Genomic DNA, 16,001 nt, shown 5'->3' with positions numbered 1-16,001 from the left:
GTTTCCGCCGGTCAGGCAGGGTCACTGCCGCCGGCGAGCCGGCTTCGTCGCCGCGATCGCCGGCCAGAGCACCGCCACGACCGCCTCGGCGATCCCGTCCTTCGGCTCGCCCCGGTAGAAGGCGGCGAAGTAGCTGCCGAAGCACAGCGTCGCGATCGTGTGCTTGTCGATGCCGTCCTGGATCGCGCCGCTTTCCTGCAGCTGCGTCAGCACGTTCTCGACCAGCGTGACCCGCGGTTCGACGGCGTGCTCGCGGAGGATCCCGAGCAGCTCCGGCGTGCGGACCGCCTCACCGGCGAAGTTCCCCATGAGCACCATCGCGTCGGGGTTGAAGTACTCGGGATCCAAGCGGCGGACGGCCTCGACGAGCGCCTCCCGCGGCTCCAGCCGGCCCAGGTCCACGGTGTACATGTCCCGCTGCCGGCGGAAGCCGTAGTCCAGCGCGTCGACGACCAGTTCGAACTTCGTGCTCCACCGCCGGTAGAGCGTCGGGCGGCTGACCTTGGCATCCGTCGCGATGTCGCCGATGGTCATCAGCGAGTAGCCGTCGCGGACCAGGCGCGCGCGGGTGGCCAGGATGATCGCCTCGTCGAGCGCCGCGTCGCGAGGACGGCCACCTGGTCGCGGCGCGGCTTCGCTCGTCGCTTCTTCGTGTGCTCGCGCCATGAACCCACCTCGCTGCCGACGCCGGACCCGCATCCTAGCCGATTCGTTACAGCGAGTGGTTGTTACGCATGGGCGTGCGACGCCGGGCTACGGCGAATGAGGCGCCGGTGCAAGCCCTGAGTCGTCGTCCGCCAGCATGCGGCGGTTCGCCTCGCCGAGGCCGTCGGCCAGCGCGCTCAGCTGGTCCGGGGTGAGGACGTCGACGAGCAGCTCGCGGACCAGCGCGACGTGCCCGGGTGCGGCCTGCTCCAGCAGCGCCTGACCCTCGTCGGTCAGCACGGCGTAGACCGCGCGGACGTCGCTCTCGCACGCGCGCCGCCGGACGAGCCCGGCGTGCTCCAGCTGGCCGATCTGGTAGGTGAGCCCGCTCTTGGAGTTCGACACGGCGCAGGCCAGCTCGGCCATCCGCAGCTCCCGGTCCGGGGCCGCGCCGAGCCGGACGAGGATCTCGTACTGCAGGTGGGACAGGCCGGCGTCGCGCTTGAGCTGCTGGTCGATCCGCTGGTGGAGCAGGGCGTAGGTGGTGCGGAACGCGGTCCAGGCCCGCTTCTCTTCGGAGCTCAGCCACCGCGGGGGACCCATGTCACCACCGTACCGGTCGTTCAAATTCGAACCCAGTCTCAACCGTGCTGTTAGTGTCGGCACGTCGGTATTCGGCAGGAAGCACCGTGGAGCGGCGTGTCCGAGGCGTTGACGTTCGATCCGGGTGCCGCTGCCCGCGTGCGGCTCTGCAGTCGCCGGGACAACGGCTGGTCCGCGCTGTGCGTGCGGCTGCTGGACAACGCCGAAGAAGCCCAGCTCGACCTGCCGCCTGCCCCCGACCAGACGATCGTCCTGGTCAGCGCGGGCACCACAACGGTCGAGTCGCGCCACGGCGCCCGCTGGCGGCGCGCGGACTACGGCCCCGGTTCGATCGGCCTCACCGCCCCCGGCCACCCGACCCACATCCGCTGGCGCGGAACGGATCGCACGTTCACGACGCATGTGCACCTGCCGGGCACCCTGATCGACCGCACCGCCCTGGAACTGTGGGGCAAGGACGCAACCCGGCTCGGCCGGCCGGACGCCCTTTCCGTCGAGGACCCGGTGCTCGCGTCCGTGACCGAAGCACTGGGCGAGGCGGCGCTCGCCGGCGTCGACGAGCTCTACGCGGAGTCGGCGGCGACCTTCCTCGCGGTCCACCTGCTGACCCGCCACGCCGCGGCGCCCCCGCCCCGCGAGCCCGGCCGGGACGAGCTGCGGACCCGCCGGGCCGTCCAGTTCATCCGCGACAACCACCACCTCCCGCTGTCGCTGGCCGACATCGCCGCGGCGGCGGACCTGAGCCCGTTCCACTTCTTGCGCATCTTCAAGACGGCGACCGGGGAAACGCCGTACCGCTACCTGACGCACGTGCGGGTCGAACGGGCGCGCCGCCACCTCGAGCGGGGCGACCTGTCGGTCACGGAGATCGCGCAGGTGTGCGGCTTCGCGACCCCGTCCCGGTTCGCTTCGGCGTTTCGTGCCCAAATCGGACAGTCGCCGTCGGCCTACCGGGCCAAAGTTCGGGACACTGCGCAATAAACGGCGGCCCGGGCAGCAATCACAGGAAGGCGCCACCGCCCGCGCGCGCGTTAGCGTCGGCCCGTGTCCACTCCAGAAACCACCGTCGAAGCGACCGTCAACGGCGAGGCCGTCCGGCTCGAGCTCGACCCCCGGGAGTCGCTGCTCGACGTGCTGCGTGAGCGGCTCGGCCTGACCGGCACCAAGAAGGGCTGCGACCAGGGCCACTGCGGCGCCTGCACGGTGCACCTGGCCGGCCGGCGCGTGGTCTCCTGCCTGACCCCCGCCGTGCAGGCCGCGGGCCAGGCCGTCACCACCATCGAAGGCGTCGCCGGCCCGGACGGCGAACTGCACCCGCTGCAGCAGGCCTTCGTCGACAACGACGCGCTGCAGTGCGGCTACTGCACCCCTGGCCAGATCATGTCCGGCCTGGCCTGCATCGCCGAAGGGCACACGGCCGACGACGACCAGATCCGCGAGTACCTGAGCGGCAACCTCTGCCGCTGCGGGGCCTACGTCGGCATCGTCGCCGCCGTCCGCCAAGCCGCCGAAGCAACCGCAAAGGAGGGCTGATGCGTCCCTTCGCCTACGTCGCGCCCGACAGCGTCGGCTCTGCCGTCGACGCCCTGCGTGACGCCGCGCCCGGCACGAAGGTGCTCGCCGGCGGCACCACGCTCTACGACCTGATGAAGCTCGGCATCGAAACCCCGCCCGCGGTGGTCGACGTGCACCGGCTGCCCGAGCTGAACACCATCACCGCCGGAGCGGACGAACTGGTTTTCGGGGCCGGCGCCCGGATGGCCGACGTCGCCGACCACCCGGTCGTCCGTGACGCCTACCCCGCCCTGTCCGAATCGCTGTGGCGCGCGGCTTCCCAGCAGCTGCGCAACATGGCGACCGTCGGCGGGAACTTGTTGCAGCGCACCCGGTGCGGCTACTTCCGCGGTGGCCCGGAGTTCCCCTGCAACAAGCGTGAACCCGGCAGCGGCTGCGCCGCGCTCGAAGGCCACGACCGCACCCACGCCCTGCTCGGCGCGAGCGACACGTGCATCGCGACGTACCCGGGTGACTGGGCGATCGCGCTGCTCGCCTTCGACGCGGTCGTCGACGTGGTCGGCCCGCGCGGGGAACGCACCGTGCCGCTCAAGGATCTGCACGTCGAACCCGGGGACGACCCGGCGCGCGAACACGTCCTGGACGCCGACGAGCTGATCCTGCGCATCCGCGTCCCGGCCACCCCCGCGGGCCACGGCTCCACCTACCTGAAGATCCGGGACCGCGAGTCCTACGCCTTTGCGCTCGCGTCCGCCGCGGTCGCGCTGACCGTCGAAGACGGCATGATCGGTGACTGCCGGATCGCGCTCGGCGGCGTCGCCACCCGGCCCTGGCGGGCGGACGAGGCCGAACGGACGTTGCGTGGCGCGCGGCTGACCGCCGAGGCCGCCCGGCACGCCGGGGAGATCGCATTCGCCGGTGCGCGGCCCGGCACCTACAACGGATTCCGAGTCGAGCTGGGCATTCGCACCGTCGCCGACGCCGTGCGCATCGCCGCGGAGAGGGCCACCCGATGACCGACACGCGCCGTGTGGACGCCTACGAGAAGGTCACCGGCAAGGCCGCCTACGGCACCGACCGCGTTCCCGACGGCGTCGCGTACGCAACGCTTGCCCTCGCCCGCATCGGCCGCGGGCGGGTGTCCCGTGTGGACACTGCCGCGGCCGGGGCCGTGCCGGGCGTGCTGCTCGTCGTGACCCGCTTCGACGCCGAAGAGCTGCAGGGCGCGGGCTTCATCATGGGCGGCGGGTTCTCCTTCCAGAGCCTGCAGCCGCTGCTGGACGACCACATCGCCTACCGCGGCCAGCCGATCGCCCTGGTCGTGGCCGAGACCCTGGTCGCCGCGACCGAGGCGGCCGACCTGGTCACCGCCGAATACGACCCGGAGCCCTTCGCCGTCCACCTGGACGCCGCGGGCGCGACCACCCTGGTGCAGGAAGAGGCGATCCCGCTGCCGTTCCTCGCCGACATCAAGGTCGGCGACGCCGACGCGGCGGTCGACGCGAGCCCGGTGCGGATCGACAGCACCTACGAGTACGCGGCCCAGCACGCGGTGCCGATGGAGCTGAACGGCGGCGTCGTCGAATGGCGGGGTGACACGCTCGTCGTGCACGAGGGCACGCAGAACGCGGCCGCCCTCCGGTTCGGGCTCGCCCAGCAGCTGGGCCTCGACGCCGCGAACATCGAGGTCCGCTCGCCGTACGTCGGCGGGGGCTTCGGCCAGAAGAACTCGCTGCAGCCGCACCTCGGCCCGCTCGCGCTGGTGGCGCGGCGCCTGGGCCGGCCCGTCAAGCTGGTGCTGGCCCGCACCCAGACCTTCCACAACGGGAGCTTCCGCCCGGCCACCCGCCACCGCGTCCGCCTCGGCGCGGACGCGTCGGGCCAGATCCTCGCCGCCGTGCACGAGGTCGACCAGCAGACGTCCCGGCACGACCTGTTCCCGGCGATGCACACCGAGGTCACCTCCCGGCTGTACGGCTTCCCGGCGTTCCGCGGCCGGCACCGCCTGGTGCAGACCGACGTGCAGACGCCCGGTTACATGCGGGCGCCGTTCGAGAGCTCGGCGATGTTCGCCTTCGAGTCGGCGGTCGACGAACTGGCGTATGCCACCGGCCAGGACCCGGTTGCGGTGCGGCTGGCCAACAACACGATGACCGACCCGGTGACCGGACGGCCGTTCTCCACCCGCTTCCTCGCCGAGTGCCTCCGCCGGGGCGCGGAGACGTTCGGCTGGGCGGACCGCACTCCCGAGCCGGGCTCGATGCGCGCCGACGACGGTTCGCTGATCGGCTGGGGTGTCGCCGCGGGCAACTACCCGGGCAGCATCGTGCCCGCCGTCGCGCACCTCACCGCCGGCGCGGACGGCCGGGTGACGGTCGGCGTCGACGGCCACGAGATGGGCCAGGGCATCCGCTCGGCGATCGCGCTGCTCGTTGCGGGTGACCTCGGCATCCCCGCGCGCGACGTCGAAGTGCGCGTCGGCGACACCCGGTTCGCCGCGCAGCACCTCACCGCGGGTTCGTGGGGCACGGCGAGCGCGCTGCCGGCCGTCCACTCCGGACTGCGGGAGCTGCGGAAGCACCTGAACGTGGCCGATACCGGTGAGGTCGATGTTGCTGCGGCCGTCCAAGGTCTTTCGGGGGTTCCGGGTGGCGGAGCCCCCGGCCCGGGGCGGAGCCCCGGTTTTCACAGGCGCGCCGGGCGTCCGGTGGAGGTCGAGGTGAGCACGCTCGGGCCCGGGCAGCCGCCCGAGGCGCTGGACCAGGCGAAGGCCGGGCACCTGGCCATCTCCGGCCCGGTGTTCCCCGAGTTCAGCACGTTCAGCTGGGTCGCCCACTTCGTCGAGGTCCGCGTGGAGCCGACGACGTGCCGGATCCGGGTGCCGCGCGTGGTCAGCGTTGTCGACTGCGGCCGGGTGGCCAGCCCGGCCACCGCCGCCAGCCAGGTGCGCGGCGGCGTGATCTGGGGCATCGGCGGGGCGCTGCGCGAGGAGAGCCTGGTCGACGACCGGTTCGGCGGTTTCCTCAACTCGACGCTCGAGGAGTACCCGATCATGGTCAACGCCGACGTCGGGCGCATCGACGTCGGCTTCGTGGACGAGCCGGACCTGCTGTTCAACCCGGTCGGGGTGAAGGGGCTCGGCGAGGTCGCGATGGTCGGGGTCACCGCGGCGGTGGCGAACGCCGTCCACCACGCGACCGGCAAGCGCCACCACCGGCTGCCGATCCGCCTCGATGACCTCCTCTAGCGAGGTCTTGGACGACCGCCCGGCGGTCTGCAAGCCGGACGCGCTCAGCCCGGCGGAGCTGGCGGACGCGCGGCGGGCCCAGCCCCGGCGAGGGTTGCTCGGCTGCGCGTTCGTCCTGCCGGTGACCGCGCTGCTCGCGGCGGGCGCGGGCGGGCCGGCGCGCACCCTGGAGGTGCTCGGACCGCCGGTCACGTTCGCGCTGCCGATCGTCGCGATGATCGCGTTCTGGTGGGCGGACTGGCCGGGGTCCCTCCTGCGCGGCGGCTGGAGCGGCGTGTCCGACACGGCGCTCGTGGCGGCGGGCGGAGCCGTGCTGGCCCTACTCGGCCGGGTCGTGACCGGGACGGCCTCGGTGCCGCTGGCCGCGGGCATCTTCACGCTGATGCTGCAGCTGACCCTGGTCGGCGAGGGCTGGCCACTGCGCGGCCGGGGCGAGCGGTGGCCGGGTGTCGCGGCGTTGGCGGTGAGCTGGGTCGCGGGCCTGGCGCTCTTCCTGGGCCTGGTCCGGACGGGAGCCGTGCCGGGGGAGGAGTACGGCGCGGTGTTCGCCGTGCTCGGTGCCTGGCAGATGGTCTGGTACGTCGCGCTGCGCGGCTGGCCGTTCGCCCGCATCCGGCGCCGCGCGATCCGGCTGGCAACGGCCCACGGCGCAGTCCTCGCCTGCGGTTTCGTCACGTACGCGGTGGTACGGCTCGCGTGGGAACCGGACCGGATAGCGGCGGTCGCGGGCGCGGCCATCGCGTCGGTACTCGTGGTGGCGATGTTGTTCGAGGCGTGGCCGGCGATCCGGCTCACGCCGCTGCCGGGACGGTCCTCGGTGCTCGTGCTGGTGGCACTGCTGACGGCCGTGTTGTCGTGGGTGGTACCGCAGGTGGCGCACTGGGCCGCGGTGCCGGACCGGCTGGTCGTCGGCTGGTCGACGCACACCACGCTCAACGCGCTGAGCTTGGCGGTGATCCTGCACGTGGCGGTCTGGCGCCGCTGGCCCGCTGGCTCAGCGCCGTGAAGCCACGGTCGCCAGCTCTTCGCTGATCTGCTGGAGCAGCTCGGTAGCCGCGTCGCCGAGGGCCTCGAGGTCGGCCAGCGTCGTCTCTTGGTTCTTCACTGGTGGTCCTCGAAGGCTTCGTGGCGGGCGATGACGGCTTCGGCGAACGCGGCGTGCACCGGGAGGTACTCGTCGAGACCTACCGCGGTCTCGGCCCACGCGTGCCACCGGACGTGCGCCTCGGCGACGTCGATCTTCGCGGCGGCGGCCACCGTTGCGGGGCTGGTGCCGGCGAGGATCGCGTGGTGCATGAGCGAGGGGGACGAACTGCGGGCGAGGTCCGCCAGCGCGGCGAGGCGAGCGAGTTCGGCGAGCGCGTCCGGTCGGCGGCGCGGGGCCGGGACGGCACGGGCGTTCTCCAGAACGCTGGTCATCAAACGACTCCTGGACGGAAGAAGCTGAGGAACCTGAACGGCCGTCGATTACCCCGCCCCGAACCGGATAAACGCAGCCGCTCGTGATCTCCGTCTCACCGGTTCGGGGTGGCAGAATCGGTGCCCTGATGACCAACGACGACCTCGCGGCCCACGCCCGCGCCCTGATCTCGGCGAACGCCTACCTGACCCTCGGCACGACCGGCGACGACGGCGCGCCCTGGACGTGCCCGGTCTACTTCGCCCCGCAAGACGATCACACCTTCGTGTGGGTCTCGGAGACCGGTGCCCGCCACTCGCGCAACATCGCCGCGCGCCCGCGGGTGAGCCTGGTCGTCTTCGACTCGACCGTCGCGCCCTACCACGGGCGCGCGGTCTACGCCGTGGGCGAGGCGGGGGAGCTGTCGGGCGAGGCGCTCGACCGCGCTTTGGCGAGCTATCCCCGTGGTGACGGCGACGGCGCTTCGGAGCTGACGCTCGAAGACGTCTCCGGGGCGTCGCCCTACCGGATGTACTCGGTGGTCGCGTCGGAGCGGTGGGTGCTGTGCCCGCGGGATCCCGGGCAGCCGTGCGACCTCCACGGCGAAGCCCGGGACCACCGGGTTCAGTTGTAGCGGACCTTCCCCTGGCACTGCGGGACCCGCTGCGGCCGCACGCTTTCCAGCGTCGGCGTGACCGGGACGATCGTGCCGTCGCGGCGGAAGGTCAGCTTGTCGATCGTCGTCTCGCGGTGGGTCCCGTCGCCGCCCGGGATGCCGAAGCGGTGGTAGGCCAGGTACCAGTCGTCGGTGCCCGGGACCTGCAGCATCGAGCTGTGCCCGGTGCCGAGGATGCCCAGGTGGGCGTCCTTGCTCAAGATCAGGCCGCGGTTGGTGAACGGCCCGGTCGGCGACGGCGCCGTCGCGTAGCCGACCCGGTAGTCCTCGCTGCGGGTGTCGTCGATCGACCAGCTCAGGTAGTACGTGCCGGTCCGCTCCGCCATGAACAGGCCCTCGCGGAACCCGTCCAGGCCGGTCAAGCGGGTGATCTTCGCCGGGTCGAACGAGACCATGTCGTCGTTCAGCGGCACCACGTAGGCGTTGCCGTTGCCCCAGTACAGGTACGGCTGCCCGGTGTGGTCGACGAACACCGCCGGGTCGATCGCCTGGCCGCCGTCGGGGTTCGCCGCGATCAGCGGCTTGCCGGAGTCGACGAACGGGCCGGTCGGCGAGTCGCTCACCGCCACGCCGATCTTGGCCTCGGCGCAGAAGTAGAAGTAGTACTTGCCGTTGTGCTGCGCGATCGTCGGCGCCCAGGCGTTCTTGTCCGCCCAGCTCACGTCCGGTCCGAGGTCGAGGACGACCCCCTGGTCCGTCCAGTCCACGAGGTTCTTCGACGACCAGGCCGAGAACTTCGTGCCGCTCCAGCCGTCGAAGCCGTCCGTGGTCGGGTACAGGTAATACGTGTCCCCGAACGCGACGATGTTCGGGTCCGCGTTGAAGCCCGGCAGGACCGGGCTGCGCGTCTCGTGCGCCTCGACCGTCCACACACGACGGTCACCCTGGGCGCCGGTGACGGTGAACTGCCGTGGCCGGCTCAGATCCACCGGCCGGCTGTCCGGCTTGATCGTGGCCCCCGGCGCCAGCCCGAACTTCGGCGCCAGCCGGCGCAGGTCGGTCCCCGGCCGCACCGGCAGCACCACGGTGGACGCGCCGGAGTCGATGACTGCGGGCGTCTTGAGCGAAGCCAGCTCCACCGACCGGATCGTGGTGCTGTTCGACGGCAGTGCCGCCACCTGGAGCCCGGTGAGCGCCCGGTTGTAGAGCCGCACGTCCTTCATCCTGCCGGTGAAGGTCTTGTCCCCCGCGTAGACGGACCGGCCGAGGTAGTTCGCCGCGGTGACACCGCCGCCGAGGTCGGACGGCTTGATCGTGGCGTTCGTGGTGCGAGCGACCTCGACGCCGTCGAGGTACAGCACCGCGACCCCGTCGCCGACCGTCAGCGTCACGTTCTTCCAGACCCCGCGTGGCAGCCCGCCGGCCGACGCCACCTGCTGTTCGGTGGTCCAGTTGCCGGTCGCGATCGCCCCGCGCAGGCCGCCGCTCGGGGTGCCGCCGGTGGTGAACAGGTAGCCGTCCCCGGCGCCGGAGGGCGCGGTGTTGCCGAGGCCCCAGAGGAAGTACGGCGTCTGCTGGGCCGGGTCGACCAGGACGTCGGCCGACACGCTGGCCGCGGCGGCGCCGGTCAGCAGGTTGTTCGGCAGCTGGACGTGTCCGTTCTTGCCGCCGAAGGCCAGCGAACCGCCGGCCCACGAAACGTCACCGGCCAGGGCGCCGTCGTAACCGTGGCCCGTGGTGTCGGCCGCGACCTGGCCGGACTTCGCGTCCAGCGGCCAGTGCGCGACGAGCCCGTTCTGATCGGCCTTCACCGGCGCCGGGGGAGCGCTCAGCCGGTCCATCTCCGCCTGCGTGACCGGCAGGACGGTGCCGTGGCGCGGTGACGCGGGCAGGTGCGCGCCGGTGGACATCGTCCACTTGCCCGAGTTCAGGTCGGTGGACTCGAACGGGACGTAACCGCGGCCGCCGAACTCGTCGATGAACAGGTACCACTTGTTCTCGGTGTTCGACTTGAACCCGGTGGGTCCTTCGCCGGCGGAGAGACCGGGACTCGTCGCCGTCGCCTTGCCGATGCAGTCGGCGACAAAACCGTAGTGCGGGTCGAGCAGGTCGGTGGACTTCTCCTCGGTGATGAACTTGCTGCACGGCGTCGAAGACGTGTTGTTGCGTTCGTCCTTGGTGAAGCGGTAGTAGGTGTCCTGGTTCTTGATGATCGTCGAGTCGATCACCGAGTAACCCGGGTCGTTCCACACCTGCGGCGCGCTGAAGGTGACGAAGTCGCGCGTGGTGGCGTACATCATCCGGTTGTAGCTGTCGCCGGTGTGGTTCGGGTCGTTCTCCGCGTACAGCTTCGAGGCCCAGTACACGACGTACGTCCCGCGCTTGGCGTCCCAGAAGGCTTCCGGGGCCCAGGTGTTGCCGGCGGTCGGCGGCGAGACCTGGACGCTGCGCTGGCGCGACCAGTGCGCCAGGTCGGTGGACTCCCAGACCATGATCGAGCGGCTGCCGGTGCGCTGCGCGGCGTCCCAGCCGCGGCCGGCGTAGATCCGCAGGTCGGTGGCCAGCAGGTAGAACTTGTCACCGTCGGGTGAGCGCAGGATGTACGGGTCGCGCACGCCGAGCTCGCCGAGGCTCGACTTGAGCACCGGGCGGCCCTGGTTGAGCTCGGTCCAGTTCAGCGGGTCGTTGCCGCGGCTCAGCGCCGAGTAGATCTGCTCGCCGTCCGAAGTCCCTTCGCCGGTGAAGTAGAAGAAGCTGTAGCCGGCCAGCGGTTCCTGGGCCGGCTTGGGGACGACGGTCGCGGTGAACCGCCGCGTGGTGCTTTCGCGGCCGAGGCTGACCTTCGCGGTCAGGACGACCTCGGCGGGCTTGCTACCGGACGGCGGGCGGGTGACCTCGCCGGTCGGGGTGATCACGGCGGGCGCGGACGAGGTCCAGGTGACGCTCGTCCCGCCCGCGCCGCCGGCCGGCAGCGTGAGGTTGCCGCGGACGTCGTCGATGCCGGGCACCGAAAGTGTGCTCGCGGCGGCGCGGACCGGGGAGGTGGTGGCGGTCGTCGGCGTCGCGCCGGCGCCGGTGGTGCCCAGGGGGACGAGTGCGGCCACGACGGCCAGCAGCACGCCGAAACGGCGCGGGGAGAACAACTTCATTGTTGTGTTCCTTCGGGGCGCAACGGGGACCAAGGGAATGTTAGCGTTAACATTTCACGGGGCACGCTGACTTTAAAGTCCGTCGTGTCCGGTGGTCAAGGGCCGGAAGAGGGGTGCGCGCGGTCCGACACGCGGTACCCGGTCGGGTGGCCAATCTTGATTCATTCAAGAAAATGGGGCAGACTCGCCCCGTGCCCACGACCACGGACTTCGAGCAGATGCTGCGCGAGGCGTCCCTGCGCGTCACGCGGCCGCGGCTGGCGGTGCTGTCCGCGGTACACGGGCACCCGCACGCCGACACCGACTCGATCATCGGCGTCGTGCGGGACGGTCTCGGGGAAGTGTCCCACCAGGCCGTCTACGACGTCCTGCGGGCACTCACCGGGGCGGGGCTGCTGCGGCGTATCCAGCCGCCCGGCTCCGTCGCCCGGTACGAGGCCCGCGTGGGGGACAACCACCACCACGTCGTGTGCCGGTCCTGCGGGGCCATCGCCGACGTCGACTGCGCCGTCGGCCATGCGCCCTGCCTGACCGCGTCGGACGCCCACGGCTTCCTGATCGACGAAGCCGAGGTCGTCTACCGGGGCCTGTGCCCCGACTGCTCCACCGCGTCGAGTTCCTGAACGTTTTTCTTGTCCCGGAAGGATTCCTGTGTCTGACAGTGCTGACGCCAAAGTTGGCGAGCTGAACGAAGAGGCCGCGGGCGGTTGCCCGGTCTCGGCCGGGCGTCGCAACCACCCGACCGAAGGCGCGGGGAACCGCGACTGGTGGCCGAACCAGCTCAACCTGAAGATCCTGCGCAAGCACCCCGCCGTGGCGAACCCCATGGGCGAGGACTTCGACTACGCCGCCGAGTTCAAGACCGTCGACCTCGACGCGCTGGCCGCGGACGTCGACGCCGTGCTGACCACCTCGAAGGAGTGGTGGCCCGCCGACTTCGGGCACTACGGGCCGTTCATGATCCGCATGGCGTGGCACAGCGCCGGCACCTACCGCATCGACGACGGCCGCGGCGGAGCGGGCGCCGGCATGCAGCGCTTCGCGCCGCTGAACAGCTGGCCGGACAACGGGAACCTCGACAAGGCGCGCCGGCTCCTGTGGCCGGTCAAGAAGAAGTACGGCAAGAAGATCTCGTGGGCCGACCTGATGATCTTCACGGGCAACCGCGCCCTGGAGACCATGGGCTTCAAGACCTTCGGCTTCGCCGGCGGCCGCGCCGACGTGTGGGAGCCGGACGAGGACGTGTACTGGGGCCCGGAGCGCACCTGGCTGGGCGACGAGCGCTACACCGGTGACCGCGAGCTGGAGAACCCCCTGGCGGCGGTCCAGATGGGCCTCATCTACGTCAACCCCGAAGGCCCGAACGGCAACCCGGACCCGCTGGCCTCGGCCCGCGACATCCGCGAGACGTTCGGCCGCATGGCGATGAACGACGAGGAGACCGTCGCCCTCATCGCCGGTGGCCACACCTTCGGCAAGACCCACGGCGCGGCCGACCCCGACCAGTACGTCGGTGCCGAGCCGGAGGGTGCGGGCATCGAGGACCAGGGCCTCGGCTGGAAGAACACCTTCGGCTCCGGCAAGGGCCGCGACGCCATCACCAGCGGGCTCGAGGTCACCTGGACCTCCACGCCGACGCAGTGGAGCAACCAGTTCTTCGACAACCTGTTCGGCTACGAGTGGGAGCTGTCGAAGAGCCCGGCCGGCGCCCACCAGTGGGTGGCCAAGGACGCCGAGGACACCATCCCCGGCCCGGAGGCCGGCGACCCGGCCCGCAAGCCGACGATGCTGACCACCGACCTGGCGCTGCGCGTCGACCCGGTCTACGCGCAGATCTCCAAGCGCTTCCACGAGAACCCGGACCAGTTCGCCGACGCGTTCGCCCGCGCCTGGTACAAGCTGACCCACCGCGACATGGGCCCGATCCAGCGCTACCTCGGCCCGCTGGTGCCGGCCGAAGAGCTGATCTGGCAGGACCGCGTCCCCGCCGTCGACCACGAGCTGGTCTCCGACGCCGACGTCGCGGACCTCAAGGCCAAGCTGCTGGACTCGGGCCTGACCGTCGCCCAGCTCGTCTCGACCGCGTGGGCGTCGGCTTCGACGTTCCGCGCCAGTGACAAGCGCGGCGGCGCGAACGGCGCCCGCATCCGCCTCGAGCCGCAGCGCGGCTGGGAGGTCAACGAGCCCGACCAGCTGGCGCAGGTGCTGCGGACCCTGGAGAGCGTCCAGGAGTCCTTCAACAGCGCCCAGACCGGCGGCAAGAAGGTCTCGCTGGCCGACCTGATCGTGCTCGGCGGGGTGGCCGCCGTCGAGAAGGGCGCCAAGGACGCCGGCGTCGAGATCTCGGTGCCGTTCACCCCGGGCCGCACCGACGCGACGCAGGAGCAGACCGACGCGGAGTCCTTCGCGCCGCTCGAGCCGACGATCGACGGGTTCCGCAACTACCGCGGCAAGGGCCACCGCCTGCCGTCGGAGTTCTTGCTGATCGACCGCGCGAACCTGCTGAACCTGAGCGCGCCCGAGCTGACCGTCCTGATCGGCGGCCTGCGGGTGCTGGGTGCGAACCACGCCCAGTCTTCGCTGGGCGTGCTCACCGAGACGCCGGGTGCGCTGACGAACGACTTCTTCGCGAACCTCCTCGACATGGAGACCGAGTGGAAGTCGACCTCGGAGGACCAGGAGACCTTCGAGGGCCGTGACCGCGCCACCGGCGAGGTCAAGTGGACCGGCTCCCGCGCCGACCTGGTGTTCGGCTCGAACTCCGAGCTGCGCGCCGTCGCCGAGGTCTACGCCAGCGACGACGCCAAGGAGAAGTTCGTCCGCGACTTCGTGGCCGCCTGGGCCAAGGTCATGGACGCCGACCGGTACGACCTGGTCTGATCTCCGGCACTCCGCGCCCGGGTCCGGCACTCTCAGTCGAGGGTGCCGGACCCGGGCGCGAGTCGTTCCAGGGTCCCGATGTCGGCGGCGAAGTCGTCCGTCGTCGGCGGCATGAGGACAACGTGGTCCGCACCGGCGGCGAGGTGCGCCCGCGCCTTCGCAGCGACGGCGTCCGGTTCGGCCTGGGCGACCACCGCGTCGGCCAGCGTGTCGACGTCGTCGGCGGAATACCCCAGCCGCTGCACCGCTTTCCGGTACCAGCCCATGCCCAGGCTGCCCGTCACCTTCTCCCGCGCCGCCTCGGCCCCGCCCGAGACCACCGGCAGGCCGATCACCAGCAGCTTGTCCGGGCCGAGCGCCGAGCGGGCTTCGGCGGTGAGCTCCGGCGGCAGGTTCGCCGGGAAGGCGCCGTCGGTGAGCTCGGCGGCCAGCGCGAGCATCTTCGGCCCGTTGGCGCCGAGGATCCGCGGGTAGGCCGCGTCCGGCGCGGGCGGCCAGGTCTGCGTGTCCATCCGCGTCAGGTAGTCGCGCACCGTCTTCAGCGGGCTGCCGTAGTCCCGGCCGATGGCGGCGGCCTGTTCCGGGTGGCCGGCCCCGATCCCGAGCACGAGCCGGTCCGGGTAGGCGTCCGCGAGCTGCGCCGCGGCGGCGTGCAGCACCTGCGGTTCGCGGGCCCAGATGTTCGTGATGCCGGTGCCGAAGGTCAGGTGCTCGGTGGCGGCCAGCAGGATCGCCAGCTGCACCAGGGCGTCCTTGCCGCCGACGACTTCGTTCGTCCACACGGTCCGGTAGCCGGCGCGCTCGAGCCGTCGGGCCCCTTCGCGCTGCGCGTCGGCGGACGCCGTCTTGGTGAACGAGATCGGCAGGTAGACACCGACCGGTCCGAGGTCTCTCATCGGGGTCCTTCCGAGAAGTAGTGGCCGGCTTCGAGGTCCGCGAGGAGCCCGGGCTGCTCGGGCTGCCAGTCGAGCTCCTTGCGCGTGCGCTCGGCCGTCGCCGGGATGTCGAGGGTGAGCACGGCGCCCACGAACCCGAAGTGGTCGTACGCCGCCTCCGGCGCGATCGACGTCACCGGCACGTCCAGGTGCCGCCCGATCACCTCGGCGAGCTCGCGGACCGGCACCGCCTCGTCGCCGATCGCGTGCCACCGCGTTCCCGCGGGCGCCGACTCCAGCGCCAGGCGGAACAGCCGGGCCGCGTCCAGCCGATGTACGGCGCACCAGCGGTTCGCGCCGTCGCCGGGATATGCCGAGACGCCCTTGGTGCGGGCGGCGGAGATCAGCCGCGGCACAAAACCCTGGTCGTGCTCGCCGTGCACACTCGGGGGCAGCCGCACGACCGACACCCGGACCCCGCGGCCGGCGAAGGCGAGCGCCACGGTCTCCGTTTCGAAGCGGGGCGAGGTGACCGCCGTGGACTCGGGCACCGTGTCCTCGTCCACCACCCGGCCGGGCGCCGCACCGGCGGTGCCGGAGGTGATCACCAGCGGCCGCCCGGAGCCCGCGAGCGCTTCGCCCAGCGCCTCGATCGCCCGCCGGTCCTGCTGTGCGGAGGCGGCGAAGTCGGTGAAGTCGTGGTTGAAGGCGAGGTGGATGGCGCCGTCGGTGGCGGCCGCGCCGGCACGCAGGCTCTCGAGGTCGTCGAGGGAGCCGCGGTGCGCCTCCGCTCCGGCGGCTTCGAGCGCCGCGGCGGACGCGTCCGACCGGGCGAGGCCGAGGACCTGGTGACCCGCGCCGAGCAGCTCGCGGACGACAACGCTGCCGATGAAACCGGTGGCGCCGGTGACGAACACACGCATGGTGGTGCACTCCTGACGAGAGGGGAACTTCTCCGTCCACCGTGGTCTCACGGAGCGTGCCAGGTCCAATGACTGTTTCGCGCAGCGTGACGCGGTCTGTGCATCACCGCAGGTCATCGGCTCCGGCCGGGTTTCGGGCGGGGTTACGC

At 71.7% G+C, this 16,001-nt stretch carries 14 protein-coding genes; 8 read left to right on the top strand and 6 right to left on the bottom strand.

The window, feature by feature from the left end:
- Positions 1-21: 21 nt before the first annotated feature.
- Together ACIA5G_RS12875 and ACIA5G_RS12870 are read right to left on the bottom strand one after the other, a co-directional pair.
- A complete protein-coding gene (locus ACIA5G_RS12875) occupies positions 22-666 on the bottom strand; it encodes a TetR/AcrR family transcriptional regulator (protein WP_395922897.1) in 645 nt (214 codons plus the stop codon).
- 87 nt (positions 667-753) lie between these two features.
- Entirely contained in the window at positions 754-1,248 is a 495-nt protein-coding gene (locus ACIA5G_RS12870; protein WP_395922896.1) for a MarR family winged helix-turn-helix transcriptional regulator, read from the bottom strand.
- Positions 1,249-1,344: 96 nt separating this feature from the next.
- Here ACIA5G_RS12870 and ACIA5G_RS12865 point away from each other — a divergent pair, with 96 nt between their 5' ends.
- The 5 genes from ACIA5G_RS12865 (at position 1,345) to ACIA5G_RS12845 (ending at position 7,016) form a co-directional block, all read left to right on the top strand.
- On the top strand, positions 1,345-2,229 hold the full coding sequence (locus tag ACIA5G_RS12865; protein ID WP_395922895.1) for a helix-turn-helix transcriptional regulator: 885 nt from the start codon (positions 1,345-1,347) through the stop codon (positions 2,227-2,229).
- Positions 2,230-2,292: 63 nt separating this feature from the next.
- Positions 2,293-2,781 (top strand): (2Fe-2S)-binding protein, encoded by a 489-nt coding sequence (locus tag ACIA5G_RS12860; RefSeq protein ID WP_395922893.1) that lies wholly within the window; start codon positions 2,293-2,295, stop codon positions 2,779-2,781.
- On the top strand, positions 2,781-3,779 hold the full coding sequence (locus ACIA5G_RS12855; protein ID WP_395922891.1) for an FAD binding domain-containing protein: 999 nt from the start codon (positions 2,781-2,783) through the stop codon (positions 3,777-3,779). The genes ACIA5G_RS12860 and ACIA5G_RS12855 overlap by 1 nt, the downstream gene beginning before the upstream one ends.
- Entirely contained in the window at positions 3,776-6,010 is a 2,235-nt protein-coding gene (locus tag ACIA5G_RS12850; protein ID WP_395922890.1) for a xanthine dehydrogenase family protein molybdopterin-binding subunit, read from the top strand. Before ACIA5G_RS12855 ends, ACIA5G_RS12850 begins: the two co-directional genes overlap by 4 nt.
- On the top strand, positions 5,997-7,016 hold the full coding sequence (locus ACIA5G_RS12845; protein WP_395922888.1) for a hypothetical protein: 1,020 nt from the start codon (positions 5,997-5,999) through the stop codon (positions 7,014-7,016). The genes ACIA5G_RS12850 and ACIA5G_RS12845 overlap by 14 nt, the downstream gene beginning before the upstream one ends.
- A gap of 95 nt (positions 7,017-7,111) precedes the next feature.
- On the opposite strand, the gene ACIA5G_RS12840 is transcribed toward ACIA5G_RS12845, so the two are convergent.
- Positions 7,112-7,429 (bottom strand): hypothetical protein, encoded by a 318-nt coding sequence (locus ACIA5G_RS12840; RefSeq protein WP_395922887.1) that lies wholly within the window; start codon positions 7,427-7,429, stop codon positions 7,112-7,114.
- A 128-nt stretch (positions 7,430-7,557) separates the two neighbouring features.
- On the opposite strand from ACIA5G_RS12840, the gene ACIA5G_RS12835 reads away from it, so the two are divergent.
- On the top strand, positions 7,558-8,043 hold the full coding sequence (locus tag ACIA5G_RS12835) for a pyridoxamine 5'-phosphate oxidase family protein (RefSeq protein ID WP_395922886.1): 486 nt from the start codon (positions 7,558-7,560) through the stop codon (positions 8,041-8,043).
- Here ACIA5G_RS12835 and ACIA5G_RS12830 read toward each other — a convergent pair.
- On the bottom strand, positions 8,034-11,174 hold the full coding sequence (locus tag ACIA5G_RS12830) for a family 43 glycosylhydrolase (protein WP_395922885.1): 3,141 nt from the start codon (positions 11,172-11,174) through the stop codon (positions 8,034-8,036). The two genes, ACIA5G_RS12835 and ACIA5G_RS12830, sit on opposite strands and share 10 nt — an antisense overlap.
- Before the next feature lie 191 nt (positions 11,175-11,365).
- Between ACIA5G_RS12830 and ACIA5G_RS12825 the strand changes: the two genes are divergently transcribed.
- Together ACIA5G_RS12825 and katG are read left to right on the top strand one after the other, a co-directional pair.
- Positions 11,366-11,797 (top strand): Fur family transcriptional regulator, encoded by a 432-nt coding sequence (locus ACIA5G_RS12825; protein ID WP_395922883.1) that lies wholly within the window; start codon positions 11,366-11,368, stop codon positions 11,795-11,797.
- Between the two features lie 28 nt (positions 11,798-11,825).
- The gene (gene katG / locus ACIA5G_RS12820; protein WP_395922882.1) at positions 11,826-14,054 is read left to right on the top strand and encodes a catalase/peroxidase HPI; all 2,229 of its coding nucleotides are present in this window, start codon (positions 11,826-11,828) and stop codon (positions 14,052-14,054) included.
- Between the two features lie 32 nt (positions 14,055-14,086).
- Here katG and ACIA5G_RS12815 read toward each other — a convergent pair whose 3' ends face one another.
- A complete protein-coding gene (locus ACIA5G_RS12815) occupies positions 14,087-14,950 on the bottom strand; it encodes an LLM class flavin-dependent oxidoreductase (protein ID WP_395922881.1) in 864 nt (287 codons plus the stop codon).
- The gene (locus ACIA5G_RS12810; RefSeq protein WP_395922880.1) at positions 14,947-15,852 is read right to left on the bottom strand and encodes an SDR family oxidoreductase; all 906 of its coding nucleotides are present in this window, start codon (positions 15,850-15,852) and stop codon (positions 14,947-14,949) included. Before ACIA5G_RS12810 ends, ACIA5G_RS12815 begins: the two co-directional genes overlap by 4 nt.
- Positions 15,853-16,001: the final 149 nt, after the last annotated feature.

The sequence above is a fragment of the Amycolatopsis sp. NPDC051758 genome, from assembly GCF_044453095.1.
Taxonomy (GTDB): Bacteria; Actinomycetota; Actinomycetes; order Mycobacteriales; family Pseudonocardiaceae; genus Amycolatopsis.
This window is presented reverse-complemented; position numbering and strand designations above follow the sequence as displayed.

What these genes read in the sequence shown, in the direction of transcription:
- ACIA5G_RS12875 (WP_395922897.1), bottom strand. Translation starts at nt 666, where the DNA reads ATGGCGCGAGCACACGAAGAAGCGACGAGCGAAGCCGCGCCGCGACCA.
- ACIA5G_RS12870 (WP_395922896.1), bottom strand. Translation starts at nt 1,248, where the DNA reads ATGGGTCCCCCGCGGTGGCTGAGCTCCGAAGAGAAGCGGGCCTGGACC.
- ACIA5G_RS12855 (WP_395922891.1), top strand. Translation starts at nt 2,781, where the DNA reads ATGCGTCCCTTCGCCTACGTCGCGCCCGACAGCGTCGGCTCTGCCGTC.
- ACIA5G_RS12850 (WP_395922890.1), top strand. Translation starts at nt 3,776, where the DNA reads ATGACCGACACGCGCCGTGTGGACGCCTACGAGAAGGTCACCGGCAAG.
- ACIA5G_RS12845 (WP_395922888.1), top strand. Translation starts at nt 5,997, where the DNA reads ATGACCTCCTCTAGCGAGGTCTTGGACGACCGCCCGGCGGTCTGCAAG.
- ACIA5G_RS12840 (WP_395922887.1), bottom strand. Translation starts at nt 7,429, where the DNA reads ATGACCAGCGTTCTGGAGAACGCCCGTGCCGTCCCGGCCCCGCGCCGC.
- ACIA5G_RS12835 (WP_395922886.1), top strand. Translation starts at nt 7,558, where the DNA reads ATGACCAACGACGACCTCGCGGCCCACGCCCGCGCCCTGATCTCGGCG.
- ACIA5G_RS12830 (WP_395922885.1), bottom strand. Translation starts at nt 11,174, where the DNA reads ATGAAGTTGTTCTCCCCGCGCCGTTTCGGCGTGCTGCTGGCCGTCGTG.
- ACIA5G_RS12815 (WP_395922881.1), bottom strand. Translation starts at nt 14,950, where the DNA reads ATGAGAGACCTCGGACCGGTCGGTGTCTACCTGCCGATCTCGTTCACC.
- ACIA5G_RS12810 (WP_395922880.1), bottom strand. Translation starts at nt 15,852, where the DNA reads ATGCGTGTGTTCGTCACCGGCGCCACCGGTTTCATCGGCAGCGTTGTC.